We start from the raw sequence: 25,980 nt of genomic DNA, 5'->3' as shown, positions 1-25,980 counted from the left end.
AGAGAGCTGGCTACACAAAATCGTAACCAGCTCTCTTTTTACTAATATATATAGCTATGCCTGAATATCTGCATAATCTTCCATATCTTCGTACTCTTTTTCCAATTCCTCTAAAGACAGCTCGTATAATTGTCGGTCACGAATTTTAAACACACCTGCTCCAATTAACTCATCAATTAAATGCCTCTTACGATTTTCAACAGCAAAACGGAGTTGACTACTCATCTTTTAAAAAACTCCTTTCTACGATCATTGAAAATGATAATCTTTATCAATTACCACTTTTGATTATAAAAGATGACTCTTTATAAGTAAAGTAATTTCATGAAATATTTACCTTACAAAGTATTTGTGGCCACATTATATATATGTATGCCGTGCGAAAAATGTTATGACACTTTTTCTTATCCTTTTTCTTTCATACTTTGCAAGTTGTCTCACTATGATTAAATTCACCATCTATTTCTACTTGAATGGTGACATGTTCTACATGAAACTTCTCTTTTAATACATCCGTAGCCTCTTTTAATACACTTTGTGTTTCATTTCCTTTAATAATCAAGTGGCAAGTTAATACTTGAAAATCCGATGTGACAGACCATATGTGCAAATCATGAACTTCTTTTACAACCGGAATATTTAATAATGTACTTTTTACCTCTTCCACATTTATGTGTTGTGGTGCACCCTCCATTAATATATGGACCGTATCACGTGTTACACGCCATCCACTAATAATGACTAAAATAGACACAAGAATACTAGCAATCGCATCTGCAGCAGTCCATCCAAAAAACTTAATAAGTAACGCAGCAATTATCGCTCCGACTGACCCTAATAGATCTCCTAATACGTGTAAGAAAGCACTTCTTAAATTTAAATTGCCCTTCACATCTCCGCCTCTCATTAATATCCAAGCTGATAAAATATTAATAAGCAGACCAAGTACAGCAATAATGAGCATCCCATTACTAGCAATCTCAACTGGCTCTTTAAAACGGCGAATTGCTTCAATAAAAATGTATACTGAAATGACAATAAGAACGACACCGTTACATAATGCCGCTAACATTTCGACTCGCTTATATCCATATGTTTTCGCAGCTGTTGCTGTTTTTTCTCCAAGCTTAAACGCAAGTAAACTTAAAGCTAACGATACCGCATCACTTAGCATATGCCCCGCGTCAGATAGTAGTGCTAAACTATTTGTTACAAATCCCCCAATAACTTCAGCAATCATAAAACTTGTTGTTAGTAAGAATGCGAATAGTAACGCCTTTTTATTTTTTGAATGACCATGATCATGTGAATGTCCCATACTAAGGCTCCTTTAAGGATAATATCTGTACATTAGTATGAAACAAACTCCCTATCTTTATCCCACTTCCTCTGTATACACACTTCGCTATTTTTCAAACAAGTCCTTTTTCTCAAATAAAAACAAGACTACTTCTTTTTTATTTTCATATTGTTTACTAAGGAAAGAATTTTTAAGGAGGGGACGAAATTGAAAAGATTATTTCTCTGTATGGAACGTGAACTTGTTGTAGTGAAAGAACGATATGGTAACTATGAAGCAGCGTATCACTTACAAAATATGCAACCTACCTGTATCGCTGTTGATCCATTTCAAAAGAATCGTATATATTGCGGCACTTTTGGACGAGGTCTCTGGTTAAGTGACGATAGCGGAGATTCATGGAGACCAATTGGAGATTCTTATCGTTACTTTGATTTCCCAAAAGAAGATGGTATTTTACATTCTTCGATCACTTCTATTACGATAAGCTCTAATGAACAAGTTAACGGATATGGCGTCGTTTATGTAGGAACAGAACCTAGTGCTTTATTCCGTTCGGAAAATGGTGGTGAAACGTGGACTGAACTTAAAAATATGAAATCATTATTATCTTCTTATACGTGGGCTTTCCCGCCCAGACCGTTTACCCATCACGTACGCTGGATTACAGTTGATCCAAATAATCCAAATACAATCCATGTTTCAATTGAAGCTGGTGCTGTTATTCAAAGTAATGATAGAGGGCATACATGGATGGATAAAAAATTCGGTGCTCCTATCGATGCTCATCAATTGCTTATGCACCCTGAAGCTCCAAATCGCCTTTATGCATCATGTGGTGACGGATTTATGGGCGGACCTGATCGCGCATACCTCGAAAGTTATAACAGTGGAAACAGCTGGATTTCATGCAGCGAAGGACTTGAACATCATTATTTATACAGCATGGCTATCGATCCAGCTGATTGTGATACAATTCTCGTTTCTGCCGCACCAAGCGCTGACCTCGCTCATCACCGTATTCCTTATGAATCTTATATTTATCGTAAAACGAAAGATACTCCGTTCCAGCAAGTACAGCAAGGTCTACCATCAGCAATCGGTACAGTCATTTCAATGTTTGCGACAAATCCAGCAGAACCACATACGTTTTACACTTTAAATAACAATGGCGTGTTTCAATCCAATGATAGCGGCGAATCGTGGGAACAACTAAACATTCCGTGGAAAGATGAGTATAAAACACAACACCCGCACGCTTTACTTGTTACTAGTTCTTAAGGAGAAAAAGACTGCCTAATCGTTTTAGGCAGTCTCTCTTCTATTTCTTTAAATCAATTACAATATCATCTAAAACAATATCTTTACTCTTCGCTTCTTTTTTCGGTACTTCTACTTTCTTCTCTTTCCCATTCACATACTCTACTCCACCATGATTTTCAGGTGTATGAACTCGCAAGTGTACACGAGGTGTAACGATAAGCTTTGTTGCATTTTCGTTTAACTTTTGGAATGTAGAACTCCATCGAATATTGTAAGGATCGTCGCCACTTCCCCCATTTCCTTCACCCGAATAATCATTCCCTAAATCATCCTTAACCGTCAATTCAACATCTACACTATCCCATTCTTTCCTCGCGTCCTTAGAAACTTCTTGATTGTAATAAAGAATAAATGAAACCGGAGACATTGCGACCTTTTCCATATTTGCTTTTATACCTTCTTTTTCCGAACTCCCACCAATTGTTCTCTCTTTACTATCCACTGATTTTACAGTTAACGCGAAATTCCAATTACCTTGTATTGATTTTTTCCTATCTGGCATCTCTATTCCCTCTATATTCCATCTAAAGTTTACTTTGTCCTTTTGATTACTATCATGGTGCGTCGTTGTTACCATACCTACATACTTTTTTTCAGTAACTTTAGTCATTTTTCCACTTCCTGAACTACCATGAGCGTCCATTATATCCAATCCGCCTAATATGATAGGATCATCTCCTAAGTCTTGCTCACTTTCCAGTGAATACGTTATAGATAATGTTCTGCCATCAGAAATTACATCATTAATGGTAACCTTAACCCCATTACTCTCCCGCGTCATATTCAACTCAGTCGAAAACTCTTTATAATTTTCATATAGCCCTGTTCTACCATTATCTAAAAATCGGAATATATCACCTACAATTGGCAATCCCCCTGCATATGTAGGAAATCCAATACCGAGCGTTGCAACTGATAATCCTACTAAAATAGATGCAGCAGCAACGCCTTTTTTCCAACTTTTCATCTTTTTCTTCGTACGAATAGATTGTTTTAAGTTGCGCTTCACTTTTTCTTTTTCAATTTCAGAAGCCTCAATTTCCTCAATTTCTTTTTCATCTATATCAATATCATTTAATAGTTCATAAATGTCTTTCATATTGCACTACCTCCAAAACTAATATTCGTAGCATTTTGTTGTAGTTTCTTTTTCCCCCGGTACACTCGATTATCGATCGCTGCCCGGGTTAACCCTAACTTGTCACCTATTTCCTCTGTCTTCATACCGAGTAAATATTTCATAATGAATACTTTTTGATCTAGCGGTTCTAATTGATTAATAAGCTTCAATAATTCTTCTCTATCTTCCATAACAATTAATTCATCTTCCGCTGACTTTTCCGTACTAATATGAAACTCATCCGAAATAATTTCTACTTTTTTAGTTGCCTTCCGGTAATAATCAATTGCTTTAAACTTCGCAATCGCTGCAATCCATTTTTTAAAATCACTCGGCTCTCCATGAAACTTATTTGCGTTATTCCAAATGGATAGGAAAATATCATTTACACATTCCTCTATAAGTCCATCATTTTGAACTGGAAAAAGAACTTTATGCGTGATTCCCTTGATGAGTGGTAAATATGTATCGACAACAAATTCTAGCGCATCTTCTTTTTGTCTCTGTAATCTTTTTATATAATTTTTCTCATTTGATTTCATGTAGCGATTCCCCTTATTTTTTTGTAAAAGCTTTTACACCCTATATAACGTCTAAAAAAATATTTTCTCTCATCTTTTTATTATTTTTTGTATGTAATGGAATACTTTCCCTTAGCCATTGTCTCACATAACTATGCACTCAAAGAAAATTTTCTCAAGTCTGCAATTTGATTCATGTAGTACACTATTTATATAGTCACTCTTTAACTTAGTGTACATTTTATTTCATTAATCTACTATTTTAAATTAGGAGATGAGATGTGTATGTGTGGAATTACAGGTTGGGTAAATTGGAATAAGGACCTTTCCAATGAACATGTTATTTTAGAAAAGATGGCACATAGTATTCAGCATCGTGGTCCTGATGCTGAAGGATTTTGGTTTTCGCCTCGTGCGGCCTTTGCACACCGGCGTTTAATTGTAATTGATCCAGAAGGCGGAACACAGCCGAAGACATTTCGTACTGGTGATTATACGTATGCTCTTACTTATAATGGAGAAATTTATAATTTCCGTGAGCTTAGAGAGCAACTTAGGAAATGTGGTCATACATTTGAAACGCATTCAGATACAGAAGTGTTACTACATGCTTATTTAGAATGGAAAGAAGACTGCGTACAACATTTGAATGGAATTTTCGCTTTTGCCTTATGGGATGATCAGAAGCAACAATTATTTTTAGCACGTGATCATTTAGGCGTAAAGCCACTCTTTTACACAGAAAGAAATGACAGCATTATTTTCGGATCTGAAATAAAAGCATTATTAGCGCATCCATCTGTCCCCGCTGAAATTGATGCGGGTGGCATAAATGAAATATTTGGATTAGGCTTATTTCGAACTCCAGGGTGTGGCATCTTTAAACATATTAAAGAAGTGCGTGCCGGACATTCTATAACATTTACACGTGATAAAAAAGTAATTACGAAGTATTGGAATTTAAAAAGTAAGGTCCATACAGATTCTATAGAAGATACATCATCACATATTTTATCTATTTTACAAGATACAGTAAAAAGACAATTAATTGCCGATGTCCCTCTCGTTTGCATGTTATCAGGAGGATTAGATTCTAGCGGTATTACTGCACTAGCGGGAAAAGAATTTGCTGCTGAAAATAAAACACTTCATACGTATTCCATTGACTTTGTAAATAGCGCAAAAGATTTCGAACTGACATTTGCTCGCACTGGTTTAGACGCTCCTTGGGTAAAACGCGTTTCTGAACATGTAGGGACATCTCATCATGATATTATTGTGAATGCTGAAGAATTAGCAAATCACTTATTCGTTCCTCTCCGTGCAAAAGATTTACCGAGTGCTGGTGAAATGGAAACTTCACTATATTTACTATTTTGCGAAATGAAAAAAGATGCGACCGTAGCTTTATCTGGCGAATCTGCTGATGAAGTATTCGGTGGATACCCTTGGTTTCATCAAGAAGAATTACTATATGTAGATAAGTTTCCTTGGCTAACAAATTGGAAAAATACATCTCCTCTTCTACTACATGAAGTAAGTAACCAATGTAATCTAGAAGAATATATTGATACACGATTCCAAGAAGCGATACTTGAAGTACCTACTCTTGAAGGCGAAAGTAAAAAATCCGCGAAACAACGTCAAATGTTTTATTTATTTTTAACGAGATTTCTTCCGTTCTTACTTGACCGTAAAGACCGTATGAGTATGGCCGTAGGATTTGAAGTTCGTGTACCGTTTTGCGATTATAGATTAGTTGAATATTTATGGAACGTTCCTTTCAACATAAAAAGCATTGATAATATTGAAAAAGGCATTTTACGTAGAGCATTAAAGCCTGCTTTACCTGATGATGTACGGAATAGAAGAAAAAGTGCTTATCCAACTTCACAAGACCCACATTATTTACAAACAATCCGTCATTTGTCACTCGACATGTGTAGTAATAAAAACAATCCTATTTTCTCTCTTATTAATCATTCCACATTACTTGCTATTGCCGATCAAAGTAATAAAGAAATTAACAATTTCGAAGCAAGAAGTGCTATGGAATACATGCTTCAAGTAAATGAGTGGTTAAAAACGTATCACATCCATATTGCTTAACAAAAAGGAGCTCAAGGATAAAAACCTTGAACTCCTTTTATATTAATTAGCACATCGTTTATTTTCAGTGTCAATGGACCATCCAATAATTGTGGCACAATCTCTACCTTTCCACTGCAATACATTTGTTAATACTGGCTCAATCTGTAAGCAACTTCCGTCGTGTAATATTTCTATTAAAGATTGGTCATCATCAAACCTTCGTTTATCACACTCTAAAATACCGTCCGTTGCCATTACGATGTGATTCATTCCTTTTTCTAATCCTCTTACGCCTGACGTAAAACAAGGTGTATTTGCTGCAAAAATATTTTTCCTACCAATATATTCGTAATTCTTCCGCTTATTTAATCGCCCTTTACCATTTTTCGTTTTCTCAGAATGGAATAAATATGCGAAACAATCACCGACTGATAACCAATATAAAAATTCACCTTTTCGCAAACAAATTAAGCATGCAAGTTCCTCATCATCTTGATCACATTTTTCAATAAACAACTCATCTGTAAATAATGCTAATAAGTACATATGTGTATGATGAAAAGCTAAATGTATCGGGTAGGAAAATAACTCCTTTAGTTTCTCTTTTCTTTCTGAAATGGCTTCTATTATATAATCAATATTTTTTGTTTTGTGGTGTGTATCAAAAATCATAACAAATTCAAATTGTAATTCCGGATCCCACCAAGCAAGCACCGCATCTCCTCGTTCATATGCATCACTCTCTTGATTTCCCCCATATACGCCGACTGAAAGAGGACCACATTTTTCAACATGTATTTCATCTACATACATCTGTTCATGACTCATCCATTTGAATGTATTCACAGCTATCATCCTCTCTCTTGCTGAATGTATACCTTTACACATAGATTACCTTATATTTCAATAAAAATAAACTTTTTCAACATTTTTTATCCAAATAAAAGGATTTTACTTCTGCAATAACGAATATATCTTATTATACGATATAAAAACAGGAGGATTTATTATGAAAGACATCAATCAGCATTGGGAGAGCATTTATTATCACTTACGATATGAATATGAAGACAACCTTTCTCACCAAGCCATTCGTATTTTACAAATCATTTCTCGTGAGAAAGATATAACAATTGGAAAAGTCGCTACTGAGCTTACTCTCTCTCATAACACAGCATCTGAACACGTAAAGCGCCTTATTCAAAAAGGGTATATCATGAAAGAAAGAAACAAACAAGATGAAAGAGTTGTGAACCTTACTTTAACGAAAGAAGGCATTGAAGTATTAGAAAAGCATACTTTACTAGATAAAGAAAAGATAAAAATATTAGAATCGCAATTATCGAAAGAAGAACAACAAGTAATCGAAAGAGCTTTTTCGTTATTAGCGAAGGAGGCAAAGTATGCATTTCCTCGTTAAAGTAATCGTTTCGGCACTTATTATCGGTGTTATTACTGAAGTCGCTAAACATTATAGTACGATTGGCGGGTTTATTGCTGCCCTTCCTCTCGTAAGTTTACTAAGCCTATTTTGGATTTCTTTCGAAGGCGGGAACAAACAAGAATTAAGTCAATTTGCTATAGGTGTATTATATGGATTTCCTGCATCCGCACTACTATTATTTATCGTTTATATTGGATTAAAAAATTCGTTTTCACTTAGTACATCTGTCCTGTTCGGTATAGGTGTTTGGTGCATTGTTTTTGCTTGTCAAAAATTACTTCAATCTTAGTTAGGAGGGGTTACTATTTATAAACTTGTAGAGGTATTGGGGCAAACTATAGAAGTATATATGAAAGGAAGTAGTAAACAAACGGTAGTCATTCAAACCGGAATGACTTGCTCATTTTATGATTGGCTTCCTATTATCGAAAAGCTTTCACAGCACTTTACAGTCGTTTCCTACCATCGCCCTGGTTACGGAAAAAGTGAACTAGGGAATTATTCACGTACTACGTTACAAGTAACAAAAGAACTTCATATGTTACTACAAAAACTAGATATTCACGAACCAATCATTCTAATCGGTCATTCCTATGGAGGTTTATGTGCACAACATTTTGCGATGTTACATGAAGATAAGTTGCAAGCACTTATTTTAGTTGATTCTACATCCATGAACTTACACCGATTAGATGAACTTCATTTACCAATTTCTGATCAGACTGATTCGGATGATATGTGGCTTCAAAAATATAATACATACTCTAAAATGGATGTAGACATGCTTTCTAATGAACTAAAGCCAATACTCGCTAACCAATCAAGACAGTACATTGAATTTTCTACCTCTCCTACATTATATAAAGCGACAGCTTCTGAACTATCTACGTGGAAAAATTGTGCTCGCTCAATAAAAGAACTCTATAAAACATTAGAAGTACCTTTAATCGTTATCGGTAGAGACCCTCAATATTCTATTACTCAGTTGACTGAGGGCGGCATGCAAAAAGAGGAAGCGACACAACTTGAAGCAATGTGGCAAGAACTGATTCATGAACAATTACAACTCTCAATAAACAGCCAATATATACTTGCCGAACATGCTGGCCACGGAATTGAAAATGATCGACCAGATATTATCATTGAAGCGGTTCACTCCCTAAAAATAAAAAAAGGAAGCAACTAAAGCTGCTTCCTTACTTATCTATTCATAATCTTCTTCATCATCGATTTCTTCGTAATACGCATTCCCATTACTTACATATATAGGGCCATTCGCAACATCAATACGTAATACCCATGCCCACGGCACAGCTAAACGCTTATGTATTGCTCGCCAAAAGCTCATTGATTTTCTTTCGTACTCCTGGAACTCCTGAAGTAACTCTTTGTAGGAGGAACCGTCTAACTGAATATTTGCTTCTAACAAACGAGAATGAGCATAGTACTGCAGCTCTAGTTCAGCAGCAATTTCCATTTCTTCTTCCGTTGCCATACCAATAATTGTTCCATCTGGTGGTACAATTTCATATACGTTGTGAACTTCAATAAGCCCTTCTTTCTCTTTCTCAAACATGTAAACAGCCTCCTTTAACATATTTTTTATGTTACAAAGTCATACTTCTACAATAATATCTCTCTTTCCTCTTTTTTTGATAAACTTTTACAAATTATTTATCTGATGACCCGTATTCTCTATCCTTTCGGCAGAAACTAAATCCTCATTATGAAAATTCAACTTAAATATATCGGGCATACGAATTGTTTTCCAAAATCGAAAATCATATTTTGAATCAAAATAATTCATGAGTAATACCATAATATTCCCATGAGTTCCTATTACAATATTCTTACCTTCATATTTTTTTAATATATTTTGCATACATATTACAGCACGCCTTTGCGCTACATCATTCGATTCTCCGCCTTCGTGTGCAAAATCCCAATCTTCCCACACCTTTTGGACCGCATCATTAAAATCTGCTACTGACTCTGAACTTAATAACCTTTCTCGTAAATCTTCTTCTATTTGTATCGATACATCATATGTATTCGCAATCCCTTGTACAGTTTGAATTGCTCTTTTGTACGGGCTAGAAATCACTACATCAATATGTCTATCTTTTAATAACCTTGTTACATTCTCTGCATCCAAGTGTCCTTTTTCAGATAAAGGACGCTCCCGTTCTTCTTTTGTATAGGTAGAATGGGCATGGCGAACGAAATATATTGTTGTCATTTATTCATCTCCTTTTTCCGTTTCTACCCAAATTCAATACATTACCATCAAATCCCTTTACCTTTGTAATAAGTGCTTTCAAATTTAAATATTGATTTTCATATTAATAAAAGGAAACACCTCTATGGTATTTCCCTCATTTAAAATAGATTACATTCAATTAAATACTTTATCAATTTTATTTCTGTCGTATTCTAATATCCAATCATTATATGTATGATACATATTCCTAATTGTATTAGGAGAGGTAGCTAATACATCACAACCTCTATCATCATAAATGTGAAATATAGTATTCTTGTTAATATTTATGAAATACACCCTATGAAAAATACGCGGTTTTATCCCCATATCTTGATTACAAATTGCTTTTATCATAGGAATATATTTCAAGTCTGAAACTTTACATTTCAAAGTATATCTATGTGTTTTATATACCCCGTCTTCATCGTCTTCTGGAAAAACATAAGGGATTGTATTTTTCTGTAACTTAAACAAATCAGACTTCTCTTTTACATACTTAGAAAAGATATTCAATTTGTGTTTGAAAGTTTCACCGTCTGCATATTCATTTACATCCACTACGATATAAATATCATCTTCTGTTGCATGTAAAGACCGAAATAAAGTAATAGCTCTATTATAAACGCCCTCTAAATATGGGCAGTTTTCATAAATGTTATTGCAATCATAGTTCACACCTAACCTAAAGCGAATACCAATATCCCCATTATAAAATAAAGGTGGTCTAAGTTCTAAATTTGGAAACGTTTCAAGCATATACTCATTCAACCTCATCTCAACACCTACCTTTAACAGCTCATTGTTTACATAATAAAATTATTTCATTATAATTTATTTCTAAACTCTTCATCTGTTATATCATCTCGAATAAAATAATCTACATTATTTCTCAGCTTTTGATATGCAACTTGATTTTCTATATCGTTAAACATAATGACAACTTCTACTTTATTCCCTTTCTTATCTATAGTATACAAGCTTTTTGTCAATACGAATGCGGTAGAGCCACCTTTTTGACCAGCATATTCGAACTTACTATTTTTAACTGTTCCTTTGAAAATGTTCTCGATTGCTTCTTGCATTGATTTTGGAAAATACTTTCTACTATTTATCTTTTCCATTATACTCATATAATCTTTAGCGTTTGCACCCACTAATCGATCTGACCAAATACGTTGGAATTCCATATCTACTTTTAATGGAATATCCCGTTTTTTCCATTCTTCTTCATCTTTCATCCATTCCTGTATTTGTAACACATGTTTATTATATTCATCTTTTGACATGTTACGTAACGTTTTTAATGACTGATTTTCTGGCACATGAAGTTCTTTTTCTACGTATCCTCTCATATATAGTGCAGCCGTATAAGAAGTAAACTTATCATGACTAGTAAGCTCTAACTCTTTTATGCTTTCATTTACTCTTTCTATTCCAAGCTTTTCTAACAAATATGTCGTATTTGCATTAGAACTATAATGAATCATACCTTTAGCGACTTCTTCTAAAGCGATTTGTCCATTTTTCACTAACTTTCTAGCTTCAGCGTCTTCTAACCAGTCAGGATGCGCTCCACCATCAGTGTTTTTAACGTAATATTTTTCTAGCTCCTGTAATGAAATTTGTTCATCTCGGCTTATCTTTCCTTCTGACACTTGCTTAGCAAATTCAACTGCTATTACGATTTTTGCCATACTCGCTAATGGTAATTTTACATTTTCATTTATAGATGTTACTACTTCTCCATTTCTTTTAATAAATAATGAACATGTTTCATCTTCTTTATGTTCTTTTATGTACTGTAATACATAATCAGGATCTTCTTTTGACAAATAGTAATTCATAATAACAAAGAAAGCTATAACAGCTACTATAATGACTCCTGCAACAATTCCTATAATTTTTAATATGTTCACAATATACCCCCTCTCATATATTCCCTTCTATATTATAATTATAACGAATCTAATTACAAAATTATACAAAATAGAATAACTCTTCCTAAAAAGAAAGAGTTATTCTATTTCACATGAAGTTATTTGCCCATTTAACGTAACGACTATATTTGAGTCGCCACTTTCTTTAACACCTTTTATTCGATTTAAGTTAGGGGGACCAATTACAACTGACTCCTTAATTGGCGAAAGGTCTTTCCCTAATTTTTCCGCACTTACACCGTATGCAGCTTGAAATACTTCTGGCGGTGTTAATCTAAGTATGTCTGATCCTTCTGCTGTTTCAAACTGATCGTTATTGAAGAACAAATGTAATTGTACTTCTTCTGTTACCGCTGTGATCCAATGCCACCATCCCATTGGAATAAAGACAGTTTGCCCCGCTTTCATATGATAATTTTGCAATTGATTCGTTTCCGGATTTAAAATGGATGTAACTGCTTCTCCTGATACTACAACATCTAACTCCCACGCATTCGGATGCCAATGTGGTTCCCGCATATGCCCTTTCGTCATAAATAAATCAACAAACGCTCCTCCTATCATGGCTGGTAACTGCGTTGACGTAACTTCATATGCAACGTTTTTCTCATCCCTTTTAAAAAAGATATTTTTTCTCGAATCAAAGAAAAGGTTTGGAGTTCCTGAGCTCTTCTTTAAATTTTTATTATCTGGAACATAACCTGAACTACTCATTTTATCCCTCTTTTCCACTCCGAACATTTCCATCTTCACACTGTATCGTATGGAAAAAATGTATGAATGTGCCTAATCATTCACATAACAAAAAAACATGCCTTCATAAGGAGAGCATGTTTTGTGATATTTTTCACATTATTTAGCTAAAAATAAACTTTTTACTTACCATGATGTAACATTAAATCACTAAGTTCTTCTTCAATGTGATTTAATTTCGCAACGCCTTCTTTCCATTTGTGAATGTAACGTGAAACCCCAACGAAAAATAAAACGATAATTGTGGAAAGAATAATACCATACACGATTGTTACAGTACTCATAGTTACACTTCCTTATAATTAGTAATGTGGTTATTAGTTATATTTTTATTATAAACCTTTTTCTTTTAAAATACTTCAATTTCAACTTTTTGTAACAAAATTGATTTTTCTAATAATAATATCACATAACATGATAATGCTAGAAGAAATCTCTTTCAGATTTCTTTTAGCATTATCATTCAAAGAACTAAAACTCTCATTCATAATCCTTTTACTTTACACCCACTGAAACCGTTTCTGGCAATGTACTACCACCATCAATGACAATGTGTGTACCTGTTATGTAGCTTGATTCATCGGATGCTAAAAAACCTGCTAACTGACCTACTTCTTCAATTTTCCCTAAACGTCCTAAAGGAACACCTGAAGCAATTCCATCGATTACATTACTCGGCTCATTTGGATCAGATTCATTTGCTATTTGCTCTGCCATTGGTGTCATAATGTAACCTGGACAAATTGCATTTACGGTAATATGATGTTTTGCAACTTCTCGTGCTAACGCTTTTGTAAATCCCCAAATTGCTGCTTTCGTCGTTGCATATGCAGTTTCACCTTCATCAGCAACCAATGTTCCTGTTACAGAAGACATATTCACAATCTTTCCGTAATTTTTCTCAACCATATATGGCAATACCGCTTTAGAAAAATTCCATACCCCATTAATATTTACTTGAAATTGAAAATCACGCATTTCATCTGACATATCTAAAAAATTTGCAAGTCGAATAACACCGGCGTTATTTACTAACACATCAATCTTTCCGTACTTCTCATATGCATCTTTCGCTACTTCTTTAACAGCATCCATATCAGCTACATCGACTACATAACTTGCAGCATCTAACCCTTTACTTACAATATTTTTGGCTGTCTCATGAACTGTCTCTGAAATATCAACAAGTAATACTTTCGCCCCTAGCTCTGCAAATACATGAGCAATTCCAGCTCCGTTCCCCATCGCAGCTCCTGTAACAAAAGCAACCTTACCATCTAATTTCCCCATTTCATAACCCCCTTATAATATATAGAAAGCTTCTACACTTTTATCATACCAAATATTCCCTCTCAGTCTTTACAAAGCTCCATTTGTTAAAAAACGTTCAAAAACAGGAAGATTTTTCACAAATTATACAAAAGTTCACCATATGTACTATTATCATATGAGTTATATTATTTAATAGGAAAAAGGGGATGATATACTATGACGACTTGGTTTATTGTTATGTTAGTTGTATTTGGGGCATTTAAAATTATCGTTTCGAGCCTTCCTAACACTGTTATTGAATCCATTATTAGCAAGTACGAAACACATCCGCAACTGGAAGAAGAGAATGTGACTGTTACAATCAATGGAAATAACTTAGAAGGCGAACAAAAATCCAAAATTATTCATGATTTTAACGAAGGTTTATTTTTAGATCGCTATTACGCACCGCCACATAATGAGGGTACGCCTTTAATTATTCATGCAAAGCGCGGCAAAAAAGATTTTACATTTTATATTTATAGTCATGAAGAGCATGTTGATGTTGTCAAGCAACATAAAAAGAAAGTAGTTGCTTATAGTTTACGCTCTAAAAATCTTCAAAATAATGATATGTTCGTGTCAGCTGATTTAGCTTAATACTCATATAAAAAAATGAATCCATGGCATATGGATTCATTTTTACTATTTACTGAAAAATAAGCTCTGTCTTCAAACTATCTTTCGGTAACAACCAGCCTTTTTTCTCTAAATTCGCCATTAATAATTCCCTTTGCTTTGTCGCAATACTTTCTTCATTTGTTTTAAATGACATTTCTATTACGAAGTCATCTTCTAATTTTCCGGTATTACTTAATGGCCAAATTTCAATATTTGCTTTTATGTTTTCAAACTCTCCTGTATATCGTTTCATTAATACAGGACCGTAAATACGGGAATTCTTTAACATCTCTTCTCCCCAATTTGTATACAGCCATTTGTTCATTTTCCCTGGTAATTTTTCTATTAACATGTTTTGAGCAGCTCGTTCGTTTGGTAAATCAAGTATTCCATATCCTTTCGCACTGTAACTTTTCTTATTTGAAATACTTAACGTTTTCTTCTCAAATCCCCAGTCTATTTCTGCCTCATAATTATCAGTTTTACTATCAAATCCTTCTTTTTTAGCTACTTCTAATGCATCTTGAATTACACCATTTGGAATAGGATATCTTTTTTTATATGTTAGTTCAAAATCTTTACTAAATTCTTTCTTTCGAATTCTCGCAAACCAACCTTCACTACTTAAATTTTTATTCGCTGTATCTAAAAATTGCACTTGTATTCTTTCATAATTTGTACCAGCCTGGAAATATTCTAGTACCTCTTCGTTCATCTCTTTGCTATAACCTAATACTTGTTCTGGCTTTAATAATAACTTCACTTCAAAACTAGGTGTCATTGGACTGGCAGCAAATCCTTCTTTAACGTTATAAAGGAAACAACAAAAGAAAATACTTACGAATACAAATACTTTTTTCATATACCTATCCCCTTTACATTTCAAATGACTTCTATACGTTCCATAGTAAGTGAATATACATTTTCATACCCTGCTGTGCTAAGCTTTTTCTGTAATCGATCCGTATCCTCTTTCAATGCGTGTACTAACACCGTATGTTCTGGTGATAATGTATTTAACATCTCTTTCACATCTCTTATACTTTGGTGAACTTTATATGGAACTCGCTTCACCCTACATTCTTTACCTACACGTTCCTTCAAAACTTTTTCTGCAAAACTCCCTTTCGCAATATGTCCAGTAAAGATAATAGAATTTCGTTCTTCATTCCGGAGTTGTTCATAATATAACTGCGCTCGCTTCGTTTGCATATTTGCATCACTCATTACAACTATTCCATAACTATGTTGCGTACCGCTGTCATCATCCATAACTATTATGTTTCTTTTTAAACTCTCCATAAGCTCTTCAAGTTCTTCATTATTTTTGATCCAATCTTTATATGCGAACATCTGTTGGAATCCATCCAAAATTTCTTGATCTACTATAATGGGGAGTTCTTTATATTTTTTATATAAATACAATACGAGATCTTGCGCCCTACCAAGGGGTGGCAATGGTAGTAATGTTATCCCTTTATTCCCGGCGGCGCGTTCAATTTCTGTACATAGTTCTTTTATTCGTTCATGTTGCGAAACATCATCAGTATGATAAGCGGCATCTACGATTGCGACTTTTATATCGCCGTGCAACTTCTCAGGTAAATTAGCTCGTAGTATGTTAGACTCTGCTGAGTAATCGCCAGAATAGAATACATATGTATGACTCATATCCACTAAAAACCAAACAGCTCCTAATACATGCCCACTATACCCCCATTGAAAACGCAATGTAGGGGTAATCTGTACCCATTCATTCGGATTGCTAATCTCATCAATATATACATAATTTAAATCTTTCACATGTTGATCGGTATAAGGTACATGCCATCCTTGCGCCAAATTGTAGTTTCTCCATTTTTCATAGTAAGCTGGGAGTTGCTCCTTCGTATAACGAGTTGTCCATATTTTTTTCTTATATCCATACTTCGCTAATAAAGGTAAGCCCATCGTATGATCTTCATGAATATGTGACAAAAATACTGCATCTAAAAACGGTACAACTTCCCGTTCTATTTTTGGATAACTATCCTCATATGATCGATTAATACCACAATCAAATAATATTTTCGTCTCTTTATTTTTTACAAAGTAGCAGGAGCGACCGTATTCTCCCGCTCCTCCCCATACTTCTATCCTCATCATACTACCCCTTTTCGTTTTTGCTCCATATGTTGCAGAAGTAATAAACATAGTGTTGTAAGTCCAACTGAAACGACAGCCATCGCCATTCCAATAGATACTTCTCCTTGTTCAAATTGAGCAAAAATAAATGTTGCTGACGTTTCTACCGATGGGGGTAGTACGAGAAGCGATGCTACTAACTCTCTTATTGAGATTGTAAATGTCATCGCCCATCCAGCAAGAATGCCCGGGATAATAAGAGGTAATATTATTTTTCTGAAAATATACATATAATTCCCAGAAAAAATACTTCCTGCTTGCACAAGAGAATCATCAATTTGCCCGAGCGATGCTTTTACATACTGCACCGTATAAGGTAAAAAAAGAACAACGTATGTTACGATTACCATGACTGGTGTATTGTAAATGGACAGAGGCATATAGGGTGAATTCCAAAATAAAATAAGCCCTACAACCATCACAATTCCTGGTACCATATTCGGTAACATACCGCACATATCAAGCCATTTTTCAGAAGGCTTTTTCCCCTTTCGAATCATAAGTGCTAAAAAGACGCCAATCATAACAGCAATAATCGCTGTTATAAGTGAAAAAAGAAAACTGTTCCATAAGGCCTCTAATCCCGGAGATCCGATTGTAAATAATGCTTCATAATGGCTTGTTGTAAAGTTATTTACATGTAGGCCACCACCTCTTAGTTTTGATAATGAAGCAATCAGTATAGAAAAATACGGGATTCCAATTGATACGATTAATAAACCAATTACATAAAACCACGCTACAATGCGCGTAAATATAGACAATGTATACCTTTTAGATTTCACACCTTTTCCACTAACCATTGCGTATGAATACTTTCGATTTAATACGTTTTGCATATACCAAATGAGCATACATGCACTAAGTAATAAAGAAGATAATGCTGTTGCACTACTAAAATCAATTGGCCAACTCGAAATGAATTTATGAATCTCTGATGTTAACACATGAAACCCTATTCTTCGTCCAAATGTAGCCGGTGTTCCAAATTCAGCAATTGTCTTTACGAAAATGAGTAAAGCACCCATTACATAACTGGATACTAATAACGGCAATATTATTTTTCTTAAACGATAGAAAAAGCTTCCACCATGAACTGCTGCCGCTTCTTCTTTACTACTCCCAATTTGAAGTAATGTATTCTTCAACATGAAGTAAAGAAATGGGAATAAATGCAGACTCATAATTAAAACCATACCTCCTAAGCTAAAGAACGAAGATGAAACCGTCTTTAGCATCGGAAAAAACTGTTCAAAATAGCCGTTCGGTTGCATGAACAAAATCCAGCCCATCGATCCAATATACGGCGGTGTCATAAATGGAATCATAAAAACAATATCTAACTTGCTATGCTTTCCAACATCTGTTTTGCTCATAATGAAAGCCAATGGAAATGCAAAGATGGTTGCCCCTATTACTACGAGTACACCTAGAAGCATCGAATTTAGAAAAATTCCAGCTAATCCACCACTCTGCATCACTTCAAACGGCTTTAAAAAATTCCAACTACTATTTTCATATACACTGGAAAGTAAAATGAGAAAAAGCGGGATGACGATTAACATCGCCACAAGTAACAACGCTACCGTCATCCCAACTTGCCTTACTGATCCAAATCGATTTACCATGTAATCACCATCTTATTGAAATACTTTCTTAAATTGTTTTCCTATTTCATCTTGTTCTTTCTCAACTGTTTTCCAATCAATATTTAATACTGGAATCTCTTCCACATTTGGTCTATTTTCAGCTTTTATATCTGTTCTACCAGGTAATAAATATGCTTTAGAAATTTGTTTTTGTACATCATCTGATAATAAATAATCAATAAACTCTTTTGCACCTTCTACATTTTTACTATCCTTCATAATACCTGCTGCACGTGGGCTAATAACTGTTCCGCTTTTTGGATAAACAATATCAACTGGTTCACCCTTTGCTTTTGCACTGTACGTCATATAATCAACACCCGCAATGACCATATCTTTTGCTCCTGTTACAACTGGATCTAACGCTTCTTGATTTGCCCCTGCTACTGTAACTTCATTTTTCTTAAGCTGTTCAAATAAATTCCATCCATCTTTTCCATTCTTTTTCACATATCCTGTTACAAAGTCTAAAGCTGAACCTGAAAGTGCTGGATCTGGAAGATTCACTTTCCCTTTCCATTCTCCTTTTGTTATATCGTTCCAATCTTCAGGCGCTGTCTTCACATTTTTTGTGTTATACACAATTCCTAACGCTGAAGCACTATATCCAAAATAATGTCCTTTATCATCCGACCATTCAGAACGAAGCTTATCAGCTTGTTTCGCTTCTTTATAAGCTAACGTTTGTCCATCCTTTTTTAATCCTTCCATCGCTGGTAAAGATGCAAGTACGACTACGTCAACGACTGGATTTTTCTTTTCGGCTTCCATTCGCGCTAAAATCTTACCTGTTGTTCCTTGAAACATTTCCACTTTTATACCCGTTTTCTTTTCAAAGTCCTTTTGAATTTTTTCTGCTAATCCTTTTGGTCCTGCACTATATACAACAATCTTCTTTTCATTCGTAGTTTTACTTTTTGCATCTGCATTACCTGTCTTTGAACTACACCCTGTTACTACGGCAGAAAATAATAAAGTACATACAAATAACGACTTAAGCGAACTGAATTTCTTCATACGATTCTCCCCCTATATGATGAATACATTTTTTCGGTACATATAACGATACTGGCTTTCCGATGCTTAGCTTACTATTGTGATAAGCTGTCCATATTCCGATTGCCCCCATATTTACTTTCACTTCATAGCGTTCTCCTACATATGTAACGTGCTGAACTTCACCTGTATACATTTCGCACACTTCATTTTTTGTCCAACTTATATGCTCTGGGCGAACCATTTTCTCCCCCTCTACAAGCCAATTTGCCTTACCAACAAATTTTGCAACAAATTCATGAGATGGCTTCACATAAATGTCTTCTGGTGTTCCTTTTTGTAATACTTCTCCTTGTTTCATGACAATAATTTGGTCTGACATTGACATCGCTTCTGTTTGATCGTGAGTAACATACAATGCAGTTAAACCAATAGAATGAACGATATCCATAAGCTCTAATCTCATTTCTTCTCGCAAAATTGCATCGAGTGCACTGAGCGGTTCATCAAACAAAATGAAATGTGGTTTCGTTACAATTGCTCTCGCAAATGCGACACGTTGCTGCTGTCCGCCAGAGAGTTCATGCGGATATCTTTTCTCCATTCCTTGCAAGCGAACTCGCTTTATTGCCTCTTCTACTTTTTCCCGTAATTGATTCGTTTGCTTTGTAGCTCTTAAACCAAATGCAACATTTTCAAATACAGTCATGTGTGGCCATAAAGCAAAATCTTGAAATACCATACCGATATTACGTTCATGAGGAGCTGTTTTTATTTTTTTAGAAGAAGAATACATGCACGTATCTCCAAAATATATTTCACCTTTATCTGGCTCTTCCAGTCCTGCAATCATTCTGAGTAATGTCGTTTTCCCGCATCCCGAAGGTCCTAAAAGTGTGGTGAATTCACCTTGTTTCATCACAATTTGTAACGGCTTTAACGCTTGTACTTTTCCAAATGATTTTTCTAATCCACTAATTTTAATATCCATCGTTTCACCTCTCTCCCCTCACTCTTAACCTGCTTTCATTCTATATGGAAGATTTATACTGAATGTTAATGTACTGTAAAGATTAAATTAAAAAACTTCTAATAAACTATTTATTTCTATAGATTTTTTCTATAGTTAGAAGAAAAAGGGGCAACTTGCCATGAATCTCTTAAAATTAGAAATTGTAGTGCTTATTAAGAAATACAAAAAGCTCACGATTGTTGCAGAACAGCTTGGTGTTAAACAACCTACTATTACATTCCATATAAAAAGCTTAGAAGAGGAACTCGGTGTACCTTTATTTGAATTACGTTCTGGAAGATATTTCTTAACAGAGGCTGGCGAGGCATTGCATCATTATGCTTGTAAAATAGATGCGCTTATGAAAGAAGCTAGGCGAGTCACGCAAGAGTTTAAAGATTTTCATAAAGGAGCTATAACAATTGGCGCTAGTTATGTACCAGCGACATATCTTTTACCAGAAATTGTTCATCAATTTCAATGTGAATTTCCAAATATAAAAATAACACTCATGGTAAAAACAGCTCCTGAAATTCGAACGATGCTACAAAATCATGAAATTGATCTCGGTGTAATTTCAGCAGCACCGTTTGATGAATCATCTTTAAAACAGACGAATGTAATGCCTGATACACTTGTTCTTGCTTTCTCCAAAGAACATCATTTTTCAAAAAAAGAAAATGTATCACTACAAGATATTGAAAAAGAACGTATAATATTGCATCGTAATCCATCTACAACGAGAGATTTACTTACAAAATGGATGTTAGCTCATAACATTACATTCCAATCCGAAATTGAATTAGATTCATTAGAAACGATGAAACAAATTTTAAAATACGGTAATGGGGTTGCCTTTATTTCTAAACTTGCTATTGAACAAGAAGTACAACGAAATGAACTATGCTATATACCCATCCCTGAATTTGAATTTCAACGTAATATTTATACGATTCATCATGAGGACAGATGGAATTCTAAAATTATTTCTTTTTTACTACATAACATCACTTCTTATGCAACAAAAAATTAAAAGACTGTCGTTTTACACGACAGCCTTTTAAGCTATAACTCTATTTATTTTTCTTCGCTTCAATTTTTGCTTGCGCCTCTTCAGCCTTATCTAATGCTTCTGAAACTTTTTTCTCTTTTTCTTTCACATCATCTATACTATCTACAGCTTTAATGAGTTTATCAATTCCTTCTTCTTCTACTTTTCTCCGTTTTGCTACTCTTTCATTTACTTTCTTTTCTACATCTTTTGCTTTTTGAAGCATATTCTCCGCATTTGATGTTACAGCTGTTTCAAGTGCATCGTCTTTTTTCATTTGTAACACTTCATTTGCAATGTCTTTCGCTTCTAAATACTTACCGTCTTTTAATGCTGTCGCTCCGTGATCCATTTTCTCGGCCATTTCTTTATATGATTTCGCTTCATTTCCCGATTTCTCTTTTTCTGCTTTTTCAAACCACATTGTTGCATCACTATATTTTTCATCTTTCAATGATTGCATACCTGTTTCAATATATGTGTCATAATTACTACATCCAGCCATTACGACTAACAGAAAAAGCATAACAAAACTTAATTTTTTCATGCTGTTGTCTCCTTTTCTTTGCCTGCTCACTTTACTTTAACATACATGAAAAAGAGTTTCAAAAACTAAAATACTGATTCGGTCATTTTTATAATAATAAGTCAAATTTTTATTATTTTATTATTTTTAAGCCGACACATCCACTTGCTTTTTCGCCATATGTTGCCTTACTCCAACTAATACAACTAACAATAAACCTCCGCCTATTGTCATCATAACAATGCTAGTTGGTAACATATCTAATAATAATCCATATACAATCATACCGAGCGGTGCGATTGCAGTCGCAATTGTTTCAAGTAGGCCAAATACACGCCCTAAGTAGTTCGGATCTGTCGTTTTTTGCATATGTACTTGCATCGGAATATTGACAACCATAATTGCTATACCCGTTAACATCATAAAAGCGATATAGTAAATAAAACTCGCTACTTTTGGAATAATAACTAACAACGGAAAGACTGTACATAAACTTAAACCCGCAAATAAAAACAATCCAATATAAATAGAACGAAACGGATTATTTACTTCTTTACGCACAGATAAAGCAATCGCACCCATTAGCATCCCGACTGCTAACATTCCCTCTACAGTACCGAGTTGCTTTGAAGATAAATGCAATGTATGGACGATAATGTATGGCAGTGCAACGGTTAGCCCACACGCAAAAAAGTTTACCCACAATGCTATTTTCATTAAACCATATATTTCATGTTGTCGTTTTACATATGAAAAACCTTCTTTTATACTCGTCAAGAAATGCTCTTTACTCTCAGCCACTTCTTTTTTATATAAATCAAATACGATAAATAATTGCAAAATAACTGCTAAAAAGAACGTAATACTATTTAACAAAAAGAACGACTGAATTGAAAAGAAACCAAATACGACTCCGCCAATAATCGGCCCTAAAATATTTGATAAAGAAGCCGCCGTTTGATTTAAAGCACTCGCTTTTTGAATACGTCCTTCGTCTACTAAACTCGGAATAGACGAAGTTAATGCTACAGAATAAAAACTTGCACAAATTGATAATAATGCTGCTGAAACATAAATAAAAAGAAGTGATGGTCCAAATATAGTAGCAAGAATAAACATAATAAGCATCGTTAAGCTACTCAATAAATCAGTACCAATGACAAGCCATCTTCGATTGATGCGGTCAGCTACAGCACCTGCAATTGGGCCACAGATCATCCTTGGAAGTGATCCGCAAACGAGCGTAGTTGCAAATCCCATTCCTGAACCAGTTGTCTTTAATACGTATAATCCCATTGCAAACGTATAAATACCTGCTCCTAATAAAGACGTCATTTTTCCAATCATCATTAAAATAATATTTCTCGTTGCAATCTTCATTCTTGAATCATGTTGTCCTATACTTACATCTTCCATTATGACACTCTCCCTTTGAAAGTTAAATTGTGTTAAACTTATTATATAATCACCTTTCCCATTATTACAACAAAAAGTTTAATTGTATTTAACTTTTTAATTATAAAGGAGCTACACTATGGCAACTCTCGGCGAAAAAATTAAAGCATTACGTAAAGAAAAAAAACTTACACAAACTGAACTAGCAGGTTCAGAACTGACAAAAAGTATGCTTAGTCAAATTGAAAATGGAAAAGCTACACCTTCTATGAAAACATTACAATATATTGCAGAAAAACTTGAATGTGAACCGAGCTTTTTATTAGAAGAAGATGAAGGAGAAGTTGTAGAACTTATTCAAAAAATGGAGCCACTAATAAAGGCAAATGGCGATGAAGTATACAAAACTTTACTACCTATCGTTCAAACAGATTTACCTCCAACTTTAAATACAGCACGTTTATATAAACAGTTCATAACTGGAGCGGCTATTATGAACGATTATAATATTGAATATTACGTTGAAACAGCTGTTTCTATATTTGAAAAATATACTTTGTATCGCGAAAGTACTGAAACGAAACTACTGTTTTACTATATGCTCTTCAAACGTAAAAAATATAAAGAATGTTTACAATTGATCGCCAGAATTCGCGATGAATATAAAACGAAGAATTTAGAAATGGATCTTATTACACATATACAATTATATTTAAAAGAAGCAATTATTTTACTCGCATATGGCAATTATGAAAAATGTGAAAAAGTCATTTTAGATGCACTTGCATTTTCAAAAAAACATCAAGTGTATTATAAAACAGATGAATTTTACCGTATTTTATCTTATCAAAAAATCATTGTAGCTGATAAAGAACGATATTTATATTACATAAAAAAATCTGAGCAATTTGCCATTTTTACAGAAGATACTTTATCCGCTGCAAATATAGATATATTAAAAGCTTATTACTACAATACAATTACTAATGAATATACAATCGCATTAGAACATCTAGAACAATTTCGAGAAAAACTAAAAAATGATCCAATTTTCCAAGACGATGGGCTGTATTATCTTGAAAAAGGAAAATCTTTGTATGGTTTAAAACGTTATAAGGAAGCTTTGAAAACATTAAAACACGCTACCATACCAGATTATATGACTCATCCACTTGATCAATCGTGGTTATTAACAGCTGGATCTTATCGCGCCCTTTGCTATATAGAACTTCAAGATAAAAAATCTGCCTTAAAAGAGGCAAAAGAAGCCGTTCAAACAATAGATAGCTATCCTGATTCGATCTTCTCTTCATTTATTAAAGAAACATTACAAATAATACAAAAACTTTAAGAATGTCTCGAAATGGTATATTATTCCTCCTTTTTAGCAAAGATAATAATGATGGGAGGAATATAAATGAATATTCAACGTGCAAAAGAGCTTTCTGTGTCAGCAGAGCAAGCGAATGTTAGTTTTCAAGGCATGCCTGTTATGATTCAACACGTCGACGAGAGCAATGAAACCGCCCGCATATATGAAGTAAAAAACCCAGGACGCGAATTAACAGTTCCAGTTAATAGCTTAGAGGAAATATAAGAAATGCCACTTCATTTTTTGAAGTGGCATTTTTCTTTGTTCTATTTAAGTATCATCATTCTTATTTTCTCCTTAGTAATCCATACAAACCAATACAAATTACAATGAAACCTACTATTCCACAAGCTAGTTTTACAATTATGTCTCTTGTTTCATAACTTTTAACTTCGACTACACTCTTTTTCAGACGTTCCATTTCCTTTTGCTCACTTTCTACTCGCTCCCCATATACTAACAAACGATATTTACTTGATGTATATGGTTCACATGTAAGCAGTGTAACTTTGTCTTTTCCTTTTACTACATTTAATTTATCCACTTGATTTGGATTAATGATTTCACGTCCAATTATTTTATACACGTGCTGCTTTCCAAATACCTTTACATAGAATACATCTCCATCACTTAACTGATCAAGATGACGAAACATCGTTGCCCCGTGATATCCACGATGTCCTGCCAATACAGCATGTGTATCTTTCCCACCAATAGGTAAAGAAGTCCCTTCAATTTGCCCTACTCCTTTACTTAAGTTTTCTTGACTTGCTCCTAAGTAAATTGGCAACTCCTCATTTATTTTCGGAATAGAAATTGTGCCAAATATTTCATCTTTGTTTATAAAATGTAACAGGTCCGTACTTATTTCATCATCCTGTACAAATGGGTCACTCATTTTGAAAGTAGTTTTCCCTAACGATTTATTATATGTTTCCATCTTTCGAAACTTCTCATTTACATCTTCTATTTTTAAATCATCAACCATTTTTTCATAACGTATCACTTCTGTCTTATACACATAATTGTTTATATAATTAGCGATCATTGGATATATAAATAGTGATAATCCTGTAAGAAACAATGATACGCTTATAAATCCCCTTCTCAC

Annotated in this window: 29 protein-coding genes; 9 read left to right on the top strand and 20 right to left on the bottom strand. The window is 34.2% G+C overall.

Annotated elements, in window-relative coordinates; all coding sequences use genetic code 11:
- Positions 1–54: 54 nt before the first annotated feature.
- Both fbpA and MKY00_RS09120 read right to left on the bottom strand, forming a co-directional pair.
- Positions 55–225, bottom strand: coding sequence for a Fur-regulated basic protein FbpA (gene fbpA / locus MKY00_RS09125; protein ID WP_000098301.1), 171 nt, complete (start codon positions 223–225; stop codon positions 55–57).
- Positions 226–418: 193 nt separating this feature from the next.
- Complete coding sequence (locus MKY00_RS09120) at positions 419–1,318, bottom strand: cation diffusion facilitator family transporter (protein WP_074585822.1); 900 nt, start codon at positions 1,316–1,318, stop codon at positions 419–421.
- Between the two features lie 189 nt (positions 1,319–1,507).
- Here MKY00_RS09120 and MKY00_RS09115 point away from each other — a divergent pair, with 189 nt between their 5' ends.
- The gene (locus MKY00_RS09115) at positions 1,508–2,581 is read left to right on the top strand and encodes a WD40/YVTN/BNR-like repeat-containing protein (RefSeq protein WP_016717107.1); all 1,074 of its coding nucleotides are present in this window, start codon (positions 1,508–1,510) and stop codon (positions 2,579–2,581) included.
- A gap of 40 nt (positions 2,582–2,621) precedes the next feature.
- Here the strand turns inward: MKY00_RS09115 and MKY00_RS09110 are convergent, their stop codons facing one another.
- Together MKY00_RS09110 and MKY00_RS09105 are read right to left on the bottom strand one after the other, a co-directional pair.
- Positions 2,622–3,722, bottom strand: a complete 1,101-nt coding sequence (locus MKY00_RS09110) for a DUF4179 domain-containing protein (protein WP_016717106.1) — start codon at positions 3,720–3,722, stop codon at positions 2,622–2,624.
- On the bottom strand, positions 3,719–4,285 hold the full coding sequence (locus tag MKY00_RS09105; protein WP_016717105.1) for a sigma-70 family RNA polymerase sigma factor: 567 nt from the start codon (positions 4,283–4,285) through the stop codon (positions 3,719–3,721). Before MKY00_RS09105 ends, MKY00_RS09110 begins: the two co-directional genes overlap by 4 nt.
- Before the next feature lie 264 nt (positions 4,286–4,549).
- Between MKY00_RS09105 and asnB the strand changes: the two genes are divergently transcribed.
- On the top strand, positions 4,550–6,373 hold the full coding sequence (gene asnB / locus MKY00_RS09100; protein ID WP_074585823.1) for an asparagine synthase (glutamine-hydrolyzing): 1,824 nt from the start codon (positions 4,550–4,552) through the stop codon (positions 6,371–6,373).
- 42 nt (positions 6,374–6,415) lie between these two features.
- Here asnB and MKY00_RS09095 read toward each other — a convergent pair whose 3' ends face one another.
- Positions 6,416–7,243, bottom strand: a complete 828-nt coding sequence (locus MKY00_RS09095) for a protein phosphatase 2C domain-containing protein (RefSeq protein WP_016717104.1) — start codon at positions 7,241–7,243, stop codon at positions 6,416–6,418.
- Positions 7,244–7,364: 121 nt separating this feature from the next.
- On the opposite strand from MKY00_RS09095, the gene MKY00_RS09090 reads away from it, so the two are divergent.
- Genes MKY00_RS09090 through MKY00_RS09080 form a run of 3 tightly spaced genes read left to right on the top strand, consistent with a single transcriptional unit; the run spans position 7,365 to position 8,985 of the window.
- On the top strand, positions 7,365–7,775 hold the full coding sequence (locus MKY00_RS09090; protein WP_016717103.1) for a MarR family winged helix-turn-helix transcriptional regulator: 411 nt from the start codon (positions 7,365–7,367) through the stop codon (positions 7,773–7,775).
- Positions 7,759–8,088 carry a DUF3147 family protein gene (locus tag MKY00_RS09085; protein WP_016717102.1) on the top strand — a complete coding sequence of 110 codons (330 nt, stop codon included), beginning with the start codon at positions 7,759–7,761 and terminating at the stop codon, positions 8,086–8,088. Before MKY00_RS09090 ends, MKY00_RS09085 begins: the two co-directional genes overlap by 17 nt.
- 60 nt (positions 8,089–8,148) lie before the next feature.
- Positions 8,149–8,985, top strand: coding sequence for an alpha/beta hydrolase (locus MKY00_RS09080; protein ID WP_392387547.1), 837 nt, complete (start codon positions 8,149–8,151; stop codon positions 8,983–8,985).
- Between the two features lie 18 nt (positions 8,986–9,003).
- Here the strand turns inward: MKY00_RS09080 and MKY00_RS09075 are convergent, their stop codons facing one another.
- The 7 genes from MKY00_RS09075 to ucpA form a co-directional block, all read right to left on the bottom strand.
- Positions 9,004–9,375 (bottom strand): hypothetical protein, encoded by a 372-nt coding sequence (locus MKY00_RS09075; protein WP_000461775.1) that lies wholly within the window; start codon positions 9,373–9,375, stop codon positions 9,004–9,006.
- A gap of 87 nt (positions 9,376–9,462) precedes the next feature.
- A complete protein-coding gene (locus MKY00_RS09070; RefSeq protein ID WP_016717100.1) occupies positions 9,463–10,038 on the bottom strand; it encodes a histidine phosphatase family protein in 576 nt (191 codons plus the stop codon).
- A 156-nt stretch (positions 10,039–10,194) separates the two neighbouring features.
- Positions 10,195–10,836, bottom strand: a complete 642-nt coding sequence (locus tag MKY00_RS09065) for a DUF3885 domain-containing protein (protein ID WP_029141095.1) — start codon at positions 10,834–10,836, stop codon at positions 10,195–10,197.
- Between the two features lie 50 nt (positions 10,837–10,886).
- The gene (locus tag MKY00_RS09060) at positions 10,887–11,978 is read right to left on the bottom strand and encodes a serine hydrolase (protein WP_016717098.1); all 1,092 of its coding nucleotides are present in this window, start codon (positions 11,976–11,978) and stop codon (positions 10,887–10,889) included.
- 99 nt (positions 11,979–12,077) lie between these two features.
- On the bottom strand, positions 12,078–12,713 hold the full coding sequence (locus tag MKY00_RS09055; RefSeq protein WP_016717097.1) for a cupin domain-containing protein: 636 nt from the start codon (positions 12,711–12,713) through the stop codon (positions 12,078–12,080).
- Positions 12,714–12,874: 161 nt separating this feature from the next.
- Positions 12,875–13,036 carry a hypothetical protein gene (locus MKY00_RS09050; protein WP_000109006.1) on the bottom strand — a complete coding sequence of 54 codons (162 nt, stop codon included), beginning with the start codon at positions 13,034–13,036 and terminating at the stop codon, positions 12,875–12,877.
- A gap of 211 nt (positions 13,037–13,247) precedes the next feature.
- Positions 13,248–14,042 (bottom strand): SDR family oxidoreductase UcpA, encoded by a 795-nt coding sequence (gene ucpA / locus MKY00_RS09045; RefSeq protein WP_000517016.1) that lies wholly within the window; start codon positions 14,040–14,042, stop codon positions 13,248–13,250.
- Positions 14,043–14,240: 198 nt separating this feature from the next.
- On the opposite strand from ucpA, the gene MKY00_RS09040 reads away from it, so the two are divergent.
- Entirely contained in the window at positions 14,241–14,663 is a 423-nt protein-coding gene (locus tag MKY00_RS09040) for a YfmQ family protein (RefSeq protein ID WP_016717096.1), read from the top strand.
- Positions 14,664–14,712: 49 nt separating this feature from the next.
- On the opposite strand, the gene MKY00_RS09035 is transcribed toward MKY00_RS09040, so the two are convergent.
- Genes MKY00_RS09035 through MKY00_RS09015 form a run of 5 tightly spaced genes read right to left on the bottom strand, consistent with a single transcriptional unit; the run spans position 14,713 to position 20,504 of the window.
- Positions 14,713–15,546: a hypothetical protein gene (locus MKY00_RS09035; protein WP_016717095.1), complete on the bottom strand. Its 834-nt coding sequence runs from the start codon at positions 15,544–15,546 to the stop codon at positions 14,713–14,715.
- Positions 15,547–15,566: 20 nt separating this feature from the next.
- Positions 15,567–16,829 carry an MBL fold metallo-hydrolase gene (locus tag MKY00_RS09030; protein WP_016717094.1) on the bottom strand — a complete coding sequence of 421 codons (1,263 nt, stop codon included), beginning with the start codon at positions 16,827–16,829 and terminating at the stop codon, positions 15,567–15,569.
- Complete coding sequence (locus MKY00_RS09025) at positions 16,826–18,496, bottom strand: ABC transporter permease (RefSeq protein ID WP_016717093.1); 1,671 nt, start codon at positions 18,494–18,496, stop codon at positions 16,826–16,828. Before MKY00_RS09025 ends, MKY00_RS09030 begins: the two co-directional genes overlap by 4 nt.
- Positions 18,497–18,508: 12 nt before the next feature.
- Positions 18,509–19,534, bottom strand: a complete 1,026-nt coding sequence (locus MKY00_RS09020; protein ID WP_016717092.1) for an ABC transporter substrate-binding protein — start codon at positions 19,532–19,534, stop codon at positions 18,509–18,511.
- Entirely contained in the window at positions 19,512–20,504 is a 993-nt protein-coding gene (locus tag MKY00_RS09015) for an ABC transporter ATP-binding protein (protein WP_016717091.1), read from the bottom strand. The genes MKY00_RS09020 and MKY00_RS09015 overlap by 23 nt, the downstream gene beginning before the upstream one ends.
- Positions 20,505–20,664: 160 nt before the next feature.
- Here MKY00_RS09015 and MKY00_RS09010 point away from each other — a divergent pair, with 160 nt between their 5' ends.
- Positions 20,665–21,558, top strand: a complete 894-nt coding sequence (locus tag MKY00_RS09010) for a LysR family transcriptional regulator (protein WP_001050630.1) — start codon at positions 20,665–20,667, stop codon at positions 21,556–21,558.
- A 40-nt stretch (positions 21,559–21,598) separates the two neighbouring features.
- Here MKY00_RS09010 and MKY00_RS09005 read toward each other — a convergent pair whose 3' ends face one another.
- Together MKY00_RS09005 and MKY00_RS09000 are read right to left on the bottom strand one after the other, a co-directional pair.
- Positions 21,599–22,123 (bottom strand): DUF4398 domain-containing protein, encoded by a 525-nt coding sequence (locus MKY00_RS09005; RefSeq protein ID WP_000736432.1) that lies wholly within the window; start codon positions 22,121–22,123, stop codon positions 21,599–21,601.
- Positions 22,124–22,249: 126 nt separating this feature from the next.
- A complete protein-coding gene (locus tag MKY00_RS09000; RefSeq protein WP_000390441.1) occupies positions 22,250–23,518 on the bottom strand; it encodes an MFS transporter in 1,269 nt (422 codons plus the stop codon).
- Between the two features lie 118 nt (positions 23,519–23,636).
- Between MKY00_RS09000 and MKY00_RS08995 the strand changes: the two genes are divergently transcribed.
- Together MKY00_RS08995 and MKY00_RS08990 are read left to right on the top strand one after the other, a co-directional pair.
- Positions 23,637–24,848 (top strand): helix-turn-helix domain-containing protein, encoded by a 1,212-nt coding sequence (locus MKY00_RS08995; RefSeq protein ID WP_016717090.1) that lies wholly within the window; start codon positions 23,637–23,639, stop codon positions 24,846–24,848.
- A gap of 66 nt (positions 24,849–24,914) precedes the next feature.
- The gene (locus MKY00_RS08990) at positions 24,915–25,094 is read left to right on the top strand and encodes an H-type small acid-soluble spore protein (RefSeq protein WP_001025740.1); all 180 of its coding nucleotides are present in this window, start codon (positions 24,915–24,917) and stop codon (positions 25,092–25,094) included.
- A 61-nt stretch (positions 25,095–25,155) separates the two neighbouring features.
- Here the strand turns inward: MKY00_RS08990 and MKY00_RS08985 are convergent, their stop codons facing one another.
- Positions 25,156–25,980, bottom strand: coding sequence for a class C sortase (locus tag MKY00_RS08985; protein ID WP_033677747.1), 825 nt, complete (start codon positions 25,978–25,980; stop codon positions 25,156–25,158).

It is taken from the genome of Bacillus sp. FSL R9-9834 (assembly GCF_038006905.1).
GTDB lineage: Bacteria > Bacillota > Bacilli > Bacillales > Bacillaceae_G > Bacillus_A > Bacillus_A pacificus.
The sequence above is the reverse complement of the archived record's forward strand: the minus strand, read 5'-3'. Positions and strand labels throughout refer to the sequence as shown.